Source organism: Anaeroplasma bactoclasticum, from assembly GCF_003550015.1.
Lineage (GTDB): Bacteria > Bacillota_I > Bacilli_A > Acholeplasmatales > Anaeroplasmataceae > Anaeroplasma > Anaeroplasma bactoclasticum.
Genome location: NZ_QXEV01000002.1, coordinates 52,086 through 66,293, shown reverse-complemented (window position 1 = coordinate 66,293; position 14,208 = coordinate 52,086). Strand labels below are relative to the sequence as shown.

At 31.2% G+C, this 14,208-nt stretch carries 12 protein-coding genes and 1 tRNA gene; 1 reads left to right on the top strand and 12 read right to left on the bottom strand.

Translation table 11 applies throughout. The features are described from left to right. The first annotated feature begins 67 nt into the window (after positions 1-67). Positions 68-143, top strand: a tRNA-Lys gene (locus EI71_RS01235). 188 nt (positions 144-331) lie between these two features. Here EI71_RS01235 and EI71_RS01230 read toward each other — a convergent pair. The 12 genes from EI71_RS01230 to EI71_RS01175 form a co-directional block, all read right to left on the bottom strand. Continuing rightward, positions 332-877 (bottom strand): zinc ribbon domain-containing protein, encoded by a 546-nt coding sequence (locus tag EI71_RS01230; RefSeq protein WP_119015427.1) that lies wholly within the window; start codon positions 875-877, stop codon positions 332-334. A 273-nt stretch (positions 878-1,150) separates the two neighbouring features. Next, the gene (locus tag EI71_RS01225) at positions 1,151-2,455 is read right to left on the bottom strand and encodes a CCA tRNA nucleotidyltransferase (protein WP_119015426.1); all 1,305 of its coding nucleotides are present in this window, start codon (positions 2,453-2,455) and stop codon (positions 1,151-1,153) included. Positions 2,456-2,465: 10 nt separating this feature from the next. Beyond that, positions 2,466-3,287: a type I methionyl aminopeptidase gene (map, locus tag EI71_RS01220; RefSeq protein ID WP_119015425.1), complete on the bottom strand. Its 822-nt coding sequence runs from the start codon at positions 3,285-3,287 to the stop codon at positions 2,466-2,468. Beyond that, positions 3,280-3,978 (bottom strand): GTP pyrophosphokinase, encoded by a 699-nt coding sequence (locus tag EI71_RS01215; RefSeq protein WP_162849651.1) that lies wholly within the window; start codon positions 3,976-3,978, stop codon positions 3,280-3,282. Before EI71_RS01215 ends, map begins: the two co-directional genes overlap by 8 nt. Positions 3,979-4,054: 76 nt before the next feature. Then, entirely contained in the window at positions 4,055-4,936 is an 882-nt protein-coding gene (locus tag EI71_RS01210; protein WP_119015423.1) for an alpha/beta fold hydrolase, read from the bottom strand. Positions 4,937-5,010: 74 nt separating this feature from the next. Continuing rightward, a complete protein-coding gene (locus EI71_RS01205) occupies positions 5,011-5,805 on the bottom strand; it encodes a hypothetical protein (RefSeq protein ID WP_119015422.1) in 795 nt (264 codons plus the stop codon). A gap of 192 nt (positions 5,806-5,997) precedes the next feature. Continuing rightward, the gene (locus EI71_RS01200; protein WP_119015421.1) at positions 5,998-6,792 is read right to left on the bottom strand and encodes a hypothetical protein; all 795 of its coding nucleotides are present in this window, start codon (positions 6,790-6,792) and stop codon (positions 5,998-6,000) included. Positions 6,793-6,894: 102 nt separating this feature from the next. Further along, the gene (locus EI71_RS01195) at positions 6,895-7,320 is read right to left on the bottom strand and encodes a GatB/YqeY domain-containing protein (protein ID WP_119015420.1); all 426 of its coding nucleotides are present in this window, start codon (positions 7,318-7,320) and stop codon (positions 6,895-6,897) included. A gap of 93 nt (positions 7,321-7,413) precedes the next feature. Continuing rightward, positions 7,414-8,019 carry an HAD-IA family hydrolase gene (locus EI71_RS01190; RefSeq protein WP_162849650.1) on the bottom strand — a complete coding sequence of 202 codons (606 nt, stop codon included), beginning with the start codon at positions 8,017-8,019 and terminating at the stop codon, positions 7,414-7,416. Between the two features lie 59 nt (positions 8,020-8,078). Further along, complete coding sequence (locus EI71_RS01185; RefSeq protein WP_119015418.1) at positions 8,079-8,807, bottom strand: Bax inhibitor-1/YccA family membrane protein; 729 nt, start codon at positions 8,805-8,807, stop codon at positions 8,079-8,081. Between the two features lie 100 nt (positions 8,808-8,907). Beyond that, positions 8,908-13,383: a PolC-type DNA polymerase III gene (locus tag EI71_RS01180; protein ID WP_119015417.1), complete on the bottom strand. Its 4,476-nt coding sequence runs from the start codon at positions 13,381-13,383 to the stop codon at positions 8,908-8,910. Then, a complete protein-coding gene (locus EI71_RS01175) occupies positions 13,384-14,181 on the bottom strand; it encodes a hypothetical protein (RefSeq protein WP_119015416.1) in 798 nt (265 codons plus the stop codon). Positions 14,182-14,208: the final 27 nt, after the last annotated feature.

The following is a 14,208-nucleotide window of genomic DNA, read 5'->3' as shown; positions in this document are numbered from 1 at the left end:
TAGTTGTTGACAAGGAAAAATATTTTGGTATAATTGTTACTGCAGTCGCATGTAAGCGACAAAATATGGACTGTTAGCTCAGTTGGTAGAGCAACTGACTCTTAATCAGTGGGTCTAGGGTTCGAGTCCCTAACAGTCCACCAGTTCTTTTAAAAGAATGGTTCAACAAAACCATTTTTTTTATTTTTATAACTCTCCTTTTAGATATAGAAAACAAAGGTTGGCAAGAAATTTTGCCAACCTTTTTTCTATCTTAATTTCACAAACTATAACTCTTGTCATCTAATCCCATAAAAGATAAATAAAAGGATCTTTTAATACTATAGATAACTTAATTTAATTTTTTGCCACAAAATTCGCAGAATACTGCATCATTTTCTAGCACATTACCACAGTACTTACAAAATTTATGATCCTTATCTGGATCCTCTACCCTCTCTCCTTTAGCAGAGTTTATAGTTACTGCAGTATCATGAATTACTTCTTGAATTGTTTCTTTGTAAGCCTGATACCCCTCACGAACAATTGGTTCACTTTGAGAAACCATAAAGCCCGTAATTTCTCTTCTATGGATGATTACGGATAGAGCTACTCCTCCAGCAAATGTTAACATCATTCCAATTCCAATCATGAATGCTCCTCCCATAATCATTCCAAGATTAAAACTAGGAGTAGATGTTCTATTACTTGAGTTCATGCCCATCATAAATTCATCTGGGGTTTGAGTATTCTTTGGCTCTTGATTAAAGCCTAAAACCATCAAAACAATTCCTCCAGCAAGTAAAGATACACCTAAGACTAATAAGATAATTCTTACAATCTTTAATATCTTAATTGCTTTTTGATATTTTTCTTCGTTTACATACTTTCTTTCCATATTAAACCTCCGAAATATAATTGTCGCTTATACCTCCCAAATATATATTTGAAAAAAATAAGACTCTTACAAAAGGTATTTTGTAAAAGTCTCGATTTTTAAATATATACCGGGTTTCCCGTCTTGACGATATATATACCCAAACTACTTGGGCACCTACTCCCTTTTAAAGAGTATTATTTAATTCATCTATATTTTATCACAGGGGACCCCCCTGTCAAGAAAAATCGTACCAAAATAATCCAATAACACAAAATAGGCCAAAGTGTGTAATTACTCTATCTCATTTAGGTGATATTTAAGCTCACAAGCATAATTATAAAGCTTCTTTTCATCATTTTTTAATTCTCGTTTGATTACTTTATTTAAAATAATTCTTAAAGCTTTACCTATTTCTTCTGCTTCATATCCAAGCCCTTGCAATATATCCCCATTAATTTTTAAATTCTTATAGGTTATAATTCTTTCTTCTTCTAGTAATCTTTTAATTCTTTCTTGAATAGAATCTATTTTATCTAACCTATAATAAAGATCAGGGTTTTGTCCTAAGATATCCGCTCTTTTTAAGCCTAAATATAAATCTAAATCCTTTATACCAAATTTATATAAAAAATCTAATACACTCTTATCTGTATCCTCTATAGGATAATCATGATAATAAATTAAATGACATACCCTATCAATAAAATGATGATTATATGTATATTTTTCTAGCATTACTCTAGCGTATTCTTCGGATTTTATAGCATGACCATAAAAATGCCCAACACCCTTATCATCTAAAAAATAGCTCATAGGCTTAGCGATATCATGGAAGAATGCAGCATAGCGTAAAGTTAAATCACATTTTGTTGAATCTAATACCTTTAGGATATGAGATAAGACATCTAAATTATGCCATTTTGGGCATTTTTGGTCAAAATCTATACATTTTCCAAGTTCAGGGAAAAGAGTAGAAAATACGCTAATATATTCTCTTATATAGAATGATGGAGTCTCCGTAAGTAAAATAGGATCTATTTCCTTTCCTACTCTTTCACTCTTTATTTCATTTAATAAATAAGAATATTTATTTATACCCATCTTTAATTCTAAAGTAGGTATTAGCCCTCTTGTTGCATGAAATCTTATTGCTCTTAAAATTCTATTTGGATCATAGGTAAATACTTCTTCTATATCCTTAACTGTTTTTAGTCTTTTAGAAACTAAATCACTTAATCCATGATATGGATCTATTAGCCCATACTTTGGATGATATGCCATAGAATTTACTGTAAAATCTCTATTGGATAAATCCTCTTCTATAGTAGAACCCTTGAAGCTTGAAAGCTCAAAATAGGTGTGATTTAATTTCACACCTATTGTTATATTTTTGGATATATACTTTTTACATTTGAATTCCTTAAATACCTCTATAGCTTGATCTAATGTGGCATTGGTTGCAATATCATAATCTGATACCTCTAAATCTAATAAGAAATCTCTTACAGCACCACCAACTAAATAAGCCTGATAACCATGACTTTCTAGTAATGAAATCGCATATAGGATATTTGGGTTAATTTCAAAAGAATCCAAAATATCACTCCTAGCTTGCTAAAATCTCAAGTCCATCCATTGTTACTACAATGGTATATTCCCACTGTGCAGATAATCCGCCATCATCTGTATAAATTGTCCAATCATTGCTAGAATCAATAAATACACCTCTAGAGCCTTCATTTACCATTGGTTCAATAGTGAATACCATACCTGGGAATAAAACCATACCAGTACCCTTTTTACCATAATGATAAATAAATGGATCCTCATGGAAATCAATACCAACACCATGACCACCAATTTCATGTACTACGCTATAGCCATGAGACTTAACATATTTTTCAATAATTGCGCCAATATCTCTTAAATGAGAATAAGGCTTTATACCCTTAAATGCTAAATCTAAGGATTCCTTAGCTACTTTAACCAAATCCTTAGCTGTAGCGGATGCCTCACCAATAATAAACATACGAGATGCATCTGCATAATATCCTTCATAAATTGTAGTACAGTCAACATTAATAATGTCGCCTTCTTTTAATATTACAGTAGGGTCAGGAATACCATGACATACTGCATCATTAATCGATGTACATACACTCTTTGGGAATCCTTCATAATTAAGTGGTGCAGGAATTCCACCAAGCTCTAATGTTTTTTCGTGTACAATCGTATTAATTTCTTCTGTAGACATACCAGCATGGATATGCTTTGCCACCTCATCTAAAACCAAATTATTGATGACACCAGCTCTTCTAATACCTTCAATATCTGCCTCAGTTTTAATCATATCAGGCTTTGGTACCTCATAACCCATCTTTTTATATTTTTCTACATTTTCTTCATAATTCTTCTTATAATCAATCATTTTCTTCTTCCTCGATAATTTTAGTAATATACATCTTCTGCATACTTAAATCTATCTGATATAATTGATCGGAATATAATTTAAGGTTATCCTTATCCTCGTCTGAAAATTCATATCCTGGAGATTTATAACGTAACTCATGCTCTAAGGATGCCCACATATCCATCGCAATTGTTCTAAATTGAATTTCAATTGGGACATAAACCTGTATATTGTCAACATAAATCGCCATTTCAAATACGATATGTAAGGAACGATACCCCGTTGGCTTTGGATTACGGATGTAATCCTTGCTGATTTTGATTTTTAAATCCTTTTGCTGCTTCATCATCGTTACAATCTGATAAATATCATTAATATAATTACAGATTACACGCATACCAGCAATATCATATATTTTTTCTTTTAAAACCTCCATAGTAACAGGATAACCTCTTCTATGGATTTTTTCTATAATAGCAGCTGGAGTTTTAACTCTAGATTCTATATGATGAATAGGGTTATGTGCAAAATGCAAGGAGCAATTGTCATCTAGATTTTCTAATCTTGCAGACATTTCTCTTAATGCATATCGATAGCACTTTTCAATTTTTAAATATTCGCCAATCAATTCGCGGTCTTCCTCTGTCATGCTTTGAAGCTCGCTTACCATGTCGTCTAGATTGGGTCTAGCATTCTTTTGTAAGATCACATTTCATCACCCATTTCATTGTATCACAATGAAGTAAAAAAAGAAACTCTAGGGAACCCTAGAATTTCACTTTTTATTATTCTGCAAAAAATTTTAAAATATCATCAATAACCATCTTATGATCATCTTCCATTAAAATTTCATGCTTCATATGAGGATATGTTTTATATTTTAAATCCACATAACCAGCTCTGATTAAGGTCTTCATTGTATCCCTCAATCCCTTTTCACCTTTAGTTGTTCTGTCATCTTCACCACTAAAGGAATAAATTCTTAATGTAGGATTTTTACACTGATATCTTTTAATCTTATGAAGATTATAAGTTAAAGTAAATAAAACCTTATTGGAGGCATTTGTGAATAATACTCCACAAAGTGGATCCTCTTCATAATTTTTAATATTTGTCTCACTATAGGATAACCAAGATAATGATGGATCAAAAGATGCATTATTACTCATTGCCCATAAAAGCTTAGAATGCTTCTTTGCACCATTACCAATACTTTTACACTTAGCCATAAATACACCTATAAAGCATAAAGGCTCATAGCCTACAGTACCAGATAGGGCTAATCTTTCAATTTCATCATCATGCTTTTCAATATATGCACGAGAAATTAAAGTACCCATAGAATGAGAAAAAACATACATTGGTAGATTTGGATTATGCTTTTTAAACCATTTAGTAACCTCATATTGATCACTAATTAATAAATCTAAATCTCCACCTAAATGTCCTAAAAAGTATTCATCATTTATAGATTCACCATGACCTCTCATATCAGAAATAATAACTGTAATTCCACTATTATTTAGTGCTTCAATTAATTCAATATATCTTTCCTTATGCTCTGCCATACCATGCATAATTTGACAAATTGCTCTTGGTTCTTTTGCTTTACTATATAAACAGGAAAGCTCAAGCCCATCGGTTGCTTTTATCTTAATTTTTTCCATAATTAAAACCTCGCTTATGTGTAATTATTGTAACACAAAAACGTTAATAAAAAAAGCCTTATACAAGGCTTGTTCTAAGAATATCTTCTTAATGCAGATATCGCTGCAAAAGAATTAATAAATGTTAAGCTTATAAATCCAAATACCCTCATAAGCTTAGTACTACTATAGGTCTTTTTATGTAATGCGATTGCAGATACAACTATATTAATCACTATCGTTGCTGAATAAAATAATAATATAATTAAGAAAAACACGAGATATATTTCGAGCCAGGCAGCACTCTCATCACCAGGTTCAACCCTTGTATTATGTATCAACAAATAGAATAAAAGTGCAAATAAAACTAAATAAGTGGAAGCAAAAGCTATTCCTAAGGAAATCTTTGTTTGCTCAGCGGAAGTAAATTCTACATGAGTAGGAGCTTTTCTTTTTGCTGGAACTTCTCTTTTTACTGGAGCTGGAATTAAATTAGGTTCATCACCTATTATTCCATAATTTTCCACTCCTTCTTGATTTAGCCATTCTTCCTCTGCTATTTTCGCCTTTTGATTAAGCTCGCTAATTGTTCTTAATGTTAAAATAGCTGCAATAAAAATCAAAACATTAAAAGCAAATATAGCACATATCAAGCTTATAATAGCTGTAGCTTTATTTGGCTTAATAATAAATAGAATACCAATACCTGTCATTACAAAGAAAATAAAGATATTAAATTCTCGATTTTGAACCATCCAATCAAAAGCCTTAAGATATCTTATAAAATGCATTTGAAAGCCATCAAGCAGTAATAATATAGCAAATACAAAGGAAATTGATACTCCTATAACGGTAAGGGCAAAAGCCTCTTTTTTTAATTTTAATAACATAAAACTATCCTCTCTAACTCCTTAGGTATTATAAATAAAAAGAGAAAATCTGTCAAATTTTAAGTAAATTAATTAAATCCCTTTACAATCTTAGAAATTAATGTGTTATTACCTGATCCTGGTAATTTGCTTTAAAATACTTCATTGCTTATGTATATTTTTTTTACACAAAAAACACTAAGAAAAAAAGCCTTATACAAGGCTCTTTCCAGAAACTCTATTGATTGCGTGTATTCCGGCAACAGAATTAAATATTGTAAGGCTTATAAAGCCAAATGCTCTCATGATTTTAACACTCTTCACGCTCTTTTTATTTAATGCAACACCAGATACTACAATATTCACAATGAATATTGATGAATAAATAACTGCTACAAAAACTAAAAAGCCAAAAAAGAAAACATTTAATGAGTATTCAGAATTACCCTGATATTCTCTAGTAAAGACACTATATCCTGCATAAATGGTAAGACCTAAGCATAAGGCTAAATAAATAGATGCAAGTGCAATACCAGCTGTAATTTGAGATTGCTCATGAGCTGTAAACTCTACATGAGTAGGCATCTCCATTTGCACTGGACTAGGAACATTTAATTCCTCTTCCTCATTTGCTATTATTCCTTGATCAGCTAAAGCTTCATTTCTCTTTTTCTCTTCCTCTTGACCTATCTCTTTCATTTTTACTAATACTAATATATCAGCAATAAATATAAACACATTAGCGGTTAAAACAGCAAATACCATAGATACAATTGCCCAAGGCCTATTAGGCTTAAAAATAAATATAGTTCCAACAATTAACATGGCTATTGTCAAAAGTGAATCAAAAGATTGACTTCTAAAAATCCAACGAGATAATGTTAAATAATCTGCATATGGTATATAATATCCAGCTGTTCTCAAAAAGGATATGATTAAGATTATAAATGAAAATGATAATCCTATAACGGTAAGGGCAAAAGCCTCTTTTTTTAATTTTAATAACATAAAACTCTCCTCTCTAACTCCTTAGGTATTATAAATAAAAAAAGAATACCTGTCAATTTTTCAAAAAAAATAGACGATTTCAAATCGTCTATTTCAAGTAAATTAATTAAATTCCTTTGCAATCTTAGATACTAATGCATTATCCACCTGACCCTGGTAATTTGCTTTAAAATACTTCATTACAGATGGAATCTTCTTATCCTCTAATGATTGAATAATTGCTCTAATTTCATCTTCAGATAATTGCTTAGGTAAATACTTAGAAAGTAAATCCATTTGAGTCTTTAATACTTCAACCTTTTCTGCTCTTGAAGCCTTCTCAAATGCGATTTTTTCTTCTTCTAGCTCCTTAATTGTCTTTTGAATAATTCTTAATGCTTCGCTATCAGGAAGCTTACGATCAGCATATCCCTTATCAATAGCTTCATTTTTACATTTTCCAAATACTAAGGAAATAATTTCATGTGCCACCTTATCGTGGTCTTTCATTGTTTGAATGTTTGCTTTTTGTAAATCATCAAATATCATAATATCATCTTCTTTCTTTATTTATTCTAGCATTATTACATATTACTTTCAATAATAACCACCCCAAAGAACAAAAGAACCATAGGTTCTTCTTTATAATAAATCATTTAAATTATGAATAATAATATCTGCAGATATATCGATAGGGCTTCCTTCTTTTTTATATAGTATTCCTTTAATATTTGCATTTTTAGCACATAGGATATCTATTGGTCTATCTCCTACATAATAACAATCTTTAGGGTTAATATGATACTTATTCATAATATATTCAATAGCTTCTGGGTCTGGCTTTCTTTTAAAATGATTTTCTGCTGTAACTATTTCAGTAAACAAATGATATATACCTAAATTCTTTAAGGTTAAAGATGTTGACCATCCTTTATGTGTATATATGAAATGATTATGACCTCTATTTTTTAATCCTACTAATGTTTCTTTTGCATATTTTTCTAAGGATACATCGAATTGATTTTTTTCTCTATAATCGGAATACATTTTTATAGTTTCATTACTATTAATATTATATTTTTCTTCTATCTCATTTAAAAAGTCTAAAACACTTTTTTGCATAATCTTAGAATATACATCTTCTTTTTTTATAGAGATATGAAAATAATTCATAATATGCATTAATGCATCTAAAATTCCTGGATAGGAATCGATTAATGTACCATCTAAATCCCATATATATGTCATACTATCACCCCCAAAACAGTCCTTATTATACCATAAAGAAAAAAAGACTCAACGGAGTCTTAATTTCTTCTTGAAAACATAAGGATAATCCTTAAGATGTAAATATAAATATAAATTAAAGAAATCTCTATACCTAGTGCTACACTCCATTCTGCTTTCTTAGAAGCACCAAGCTTTACAACAGCTTCAGCTTCCGCAAAGTTAAATGCTAGTGTGATAACACCATAGATTAATAATCCTGCTTGAATTAAGAAATAAATAGAATTCGATTCATATCCTTTAAAAATGATTAATAATAAATCAAAGATTGCAAGTCCAAGTACTGAAAATAATATACCAAAGGCAATCATTCTTAGCATTGAACCATTTCTTATAAATCCTAAGGAATATAATACAAGCATTATAGCAAATACAACTAATGTTGCTGCAATTGCCATAGAACCAGCACCAGGGAAATACTGATTTACTTTTGCTGTAATAGTTCCTAATAATACTCCTTCACATAAGGAATATATAATGGAGCATACCATGGCTAATCTTTCACTAAATCTACCTACAATTGCACAAATAAATCCTACAATTATAGATGCAATTAAGAAGCCATAAAAGCTATTTTCATATGTTTTTATTAATTCTGGTAAGAAAATTGCTGTAACTGTAGCTATACCAATAACTATAGCTAGAAGAATAATTGTTTTTATTGAAATGCCTTTGTAAGTGGCATGTGATGTCTCATCTAAATAAGATTCACTTGTCTTTACATAAGAATAATAACCAGTATTATTCATACACAAACACCTCCTTAACCAATAACTATTATATTATTTTTATATATAAAAAAAAGACGTTTACTAATATTTACACAATATCACATAAACGTCTAAGTTTTTATAATAGGGCGAATAATCCCTCTTCTTTTTCAGGATCCTCTTCAGGTAAATCATCAAAATAATGCATTACATCAAATTCATCATATAATGTTTGAGATAAACGAGTTCTCTTTAATACATCCTTTTTCGATGTAAATGCTCTTTCTTCTCTTTTTTCTACGATATCAATTGCAATGGCCTCACCTAAAGAATCTACTGCACTAAATGGAATTCTTAAATTACCATCCTCAGGATCAAAGTTTGTAGCTGAAGATTTTAATACAGAAACAGGTAAGAAATTAATTTTTCTTGCAACACATTCTAGTGCTACCTGAAGTGCTGTATATTTATCATCATCTGTTGCAGTTCTACCACTCTTATTCATAATTTCTTCCATTGCTGCACGAATGGCAATCTTACCACCTAAATAAGCATGAACTACATGGTTTTTCGCACGCTTAGAAAACCAAGCACTATAGAATAGGGTTGGAGCATATACCTTAAACCATGCAATTCTTAATGACATCATACAGTATGCTGTCGCATGAGCCTTAGGGAACATGTATTCAATCTTATCACAGCTCCAAATATACCATTCTGGTACATTATGCTCACGCATATATTTTTGGAAATCTAACCATCCATTCATATCCTTAACCTTTTTATTCTTACGGACGAATTCCATAATCTTGAAGGATTTAAGTGGATCTAGACCCATTCTCATTAAATCAACCATGATATCGTCACGACAACCAATGATATCTTTAAATTTTATTTCTCCAAATTCTGTAGTGCCCTTTACAAGCTCTTGGGCATTATTATTCCATACATTTGTACCATGGGATAGACCTGAAATTTTTACAAGCTGGGCAAATGTTCTTGGTAATGTTTCAATTAGCATACCTCTTACGAAGTTTGTTCCAAGCTCAGGTACAGCATAGGATGCTACCTTAGAATCAATATCCTCAGGTGTTACACCAATTACACTTGGATCATAGAATAATCGATATAGGTTTTTATCATCAATTGGAATATCCTGTGGCTTTTCAAATGGGAATTCCTCTTGATGAAGATGAACATAATCCATAAAATACTTAATTAAGGTAGGATCATCGTGTCCTAGAATATCAAACTTAAGTAGGTTTTGTTCAAAGGAATGATAATCGAAATGTGTAGTTCTCCATGGGTTTTCAATATTATCTGCAGGATATTGTACTGGAGTTACATCATAAATATCTACATGATGTGGTACAACAACAATACCACCTGGGTGTTGTCCTGTAGAACGCTTAATACCAATTAAATAAGAAGCTATACGATCCATTTCACAAGATCTCATAGTAATATTTTGTCTTTCACAGAATCCTTTAACATAACCGAAGGCATTCTTATCTGCAATTGTAGCTACAGTACCTGCACGGAAGGCATTTTCAGGACCAAATACAGTTCTTACATATTCATGAGCTCTAGGCTGATATTCACCTGAGAAGTTTAAATCGATATCTGGTGTCTTATCACCATTAAAGCCTAAGAAGGTTTCAAATGGTATATCATGACCATCCTTAGCGAGTGGTGCACCACATACAGGGCATATTGCATCATCTAAGTCATAACCAGAATCCACATTTTGTAAAGCCTCCTGGAATGGCTTTTCTAAATCTGTTAAGCCATATTCTTCTATTTCATCCTTTCTCATTCTAAATGTATGGAAGTGACACTTCTTACATCTATAATGAGGAGCAAGTGGATTAATTTCAGAAATATTCATCATGGTTGCAACCAAGGATGATCCAACAGAACCTCTAGAGCCTACTAGATATCCATCCTCTAGTGATTTTTTAACCATTAAATGACAAATGTAATAAATCGATGCATATCCATTAGAAATGATACAATGAAGCTCATGGTCTAATCTTTTCTTTACAATTGGATGAGGATTATCACCGTATAATTCCTTACATGTTTGTCCAACAATTCTTCTTGTTTCTTCCTCAATGGATTCAATATGTAAGAAATTATTCTTAAATTCATCATCTCTTGGGGCATACATATCTGGATGGAATGCTGGCCATTTTTCAATGGAATCTGCAATTAAATTTGTATTTGTTACAACAATTTCATAAGCTAAATCCTTACCCAAGAATTCAAATTCTGAAAGCATTTCATTTGTTGTACGTAAGTGCATATCTGGAGTAGAATTAGCCATAAATGCTCTTTTTAAAGGATGTGTTCCACCACCAATTTGTGGAACCTCAATTAAAATATCTCTATATTTCTTTAATCTAGGTCTAGCATAATGACAGTCAGATGTTGCAACAACTATCTTCCCCATTTCCTTAGATATACGAATAATCTTTTTAATTACCTCTTGAATTCTTTCTTCTGCATTAGGGAATTCAACATAATATTGCTTATAAGCTAGAGGTGGCTGTACTTCTATATAATCATAATAAGAAATAGCATCCCTTAGTTCCTCATCACTTCTATTTAAAGCCATTTCAAATACTTTACCATTTGCACAAGCACTAGATAATAATATACCTTCTCTATGTTTTTCAATTACGCTCTTTAAGGCTCTAGCTTCAGATTCCCACATATGATAAGTCATCGCATCCGATAGAATCTTAAACATATTCTTATAGCCTACAGGGTTTTTAGCAATTAAAATAATATGATATGGGATAACATATCTAAAATGAACACTTGGATCAATTAAGGAATTGATATCCTTATAATTTTCTATCTTTTTATTATATAAATCCTGTAGCATCTGAATAAAGCATAGTGCTGTTACTCTTGTATCGTCTGTTGCACGGTGATGATGCTCCTGCTTAATCTTAAAGTATTTAGATAATACCTTTAGGTTGAAGGCCTTTACCTCTTTATAATAGCCTGCTCTAAATAAATTAAGTGTATCAATTACAGGGAATTCAACCATTGGTAAGCCAAGTAGCTTCATGTCTCTATAAATCATACCAACGTCGAATTTTGCATTATGAGCAACTAAAATACAATCCTTACAGAATTCTAAGAATTCCGGTAATACCTCTTTAATTGTTTTGGCATCCTTTACCATATCATCCGTAATGGATGTAATTCCTGTAATCTTTTCAGGAATATGCATCTTTGGGTTAACAAATACCTCAAATGCATCAACAATAGTTCCGCCTCTAACCTTATGGGCTGCAATTTCAATAATTCTATCATAGGTTTGAGATAAACCTGTTGTTTCAATATCGAATACAACATATGTAGCATCTCTTAAAGGAATATCCCTCTCATTAAAGGTAATAAAATATTCATCATCCTCAACTAAGGATAATTCTGTACCATAAATAGGTTTAAATTCAGGGAATTTAGCTAGCGCATGGTCAACATCTGGAATAGCATAGCATCCATTATGATCTGTAAATGCCATAGATTTCCATCCCCATTTAGATACAAGCTTAACATAATCTGCCGCATCCGTTAGGCCATCCATATTACTCATCTTCGTGTGGCAATGAAGCTCAACTCTCTTTACTGGGGCATCATCCATTACCTCTTCAATCTTATGAATACCAACCATTTGAATATTGGTTGAATTCAAAATAATTCTATCGGAATACTGGTCATAAGTGGCATTACCTGCTACATCAACGATCGTATCTACTTTAATACCACCATCACCTAAATATAATTCCTTTTCCTTATCTCCTCTTAGCCACTTTTGAACTACAATAGAATCTGTTTCATCGGTAACCTTCATTAACAATATAGAGGATTTCGCAAAGTCCTTTACCTCAAGACCAAAAACATATCCTTTAATTCTAAAAATAGCCTCACCCTTTGTATGCAAGTATTCACTTAATCCACTTTGGGTTGCAGGAATATTTTTAATAGAAGTATATGAATCAGGAATTAAAGATTTCCTATACTTCTTTTGTTCTTGAACCTCTTTATTAAATTTCTTTGCCTGCATAGCCTCTTGGCGCTGCTTCTGTAGAGTTTCTTCAATTTCAGAATCAAGTGCATCAATTTGTGCTTGAATAGATTTTTCTTGATCCCTTATCGCCTTAACATGAACAGATAAACCATATTTTTCAAATTCCTTTTCTACCTTAGGACATAATTCATCAATACCTAAAGCATCATAGGCAACTACAAATTCTATTTCATTTCCAACAAATGTTGCATCGCCTATTTGTAAGCTTTTAAAGTTAGAGGACTCTTTATATAATTCATCTAAAATAGCCTTTAAATACCCTTTCAATTCTTCTACAGTTAATGTTTCATCCTCATAACCAAAGGAATAATCTAGGGTTAAATTTAGAGGACCTAATAAATTAGATACATGGGCCTCTAATGCTTTATATGTCTCATAATCAATCGCGTAGGTAAGGACAAAGGAAATATTTAATTTTTTGGAATTTCTTTTAAATATGGCCTCATCAATTCGGATAGTATTATCTTCCTTTAATAGATTTGAAGCCATAATTGATTCAATTATTGTCATTTATTTTTTCCTCCTTCCTACTCTTACTAAGCGAATATGAGTAAATGTAAAAACTGTATAAACTAAAGAAAAGAATATACCAATATATAAAAGTGCATCCATACTAAAGGATAGCTTGCACCAAATAAACAAATAATAAATCAAAGATGAATAGCCAATAAGCTTTATTCTAAATCTTCTTTCTACCATTGGGTTTATTATCCATGCTAAAAAATAACAAACAACTAAGGTTAAAAGATAATACATAATAATTCCAAATAAATCATTGAAAAAACAAATAGCTCTATAATTAGCTTCCCCTGAGGATAAGCCCTTTTCTATAAAGCTTTCAAAAGCGATACGCATTTCAATATTACCACTCTTTATATCCTTAATATTAAAATCTTTAATCTTTAAATCACTATAATTTAATCTACCTAAATGGAATGTAGAAAAAAACACATTCGCATTTTCCTTCCCAAAAACTACAATTAATCCACTAGATACATGATTATTCATAAATGCATTATCATTAAATGAAATAATACAATATTCTGTTTCTATTACCTTATATGAACCAGTAAGTGTATTATTTTCATATTTGGCATCATCAATGACATGATTATATGCTAGGGCATCACTTATTCTTCTTGCTACATTGCTATCTAATCTAGGCTTAGTTAAATCTACAATAGATAAAAATACACAGGTAATACAAAAAAATAAAAACCACCAGCCAACTACCGTATACCAATGATCCATAAAATATAGCCCAAGTAAAGAAGGGTGTGATACAATATTCTTAAATTTTTTAAACATCATCATCCCTCCTTTTTGTGAACAAGC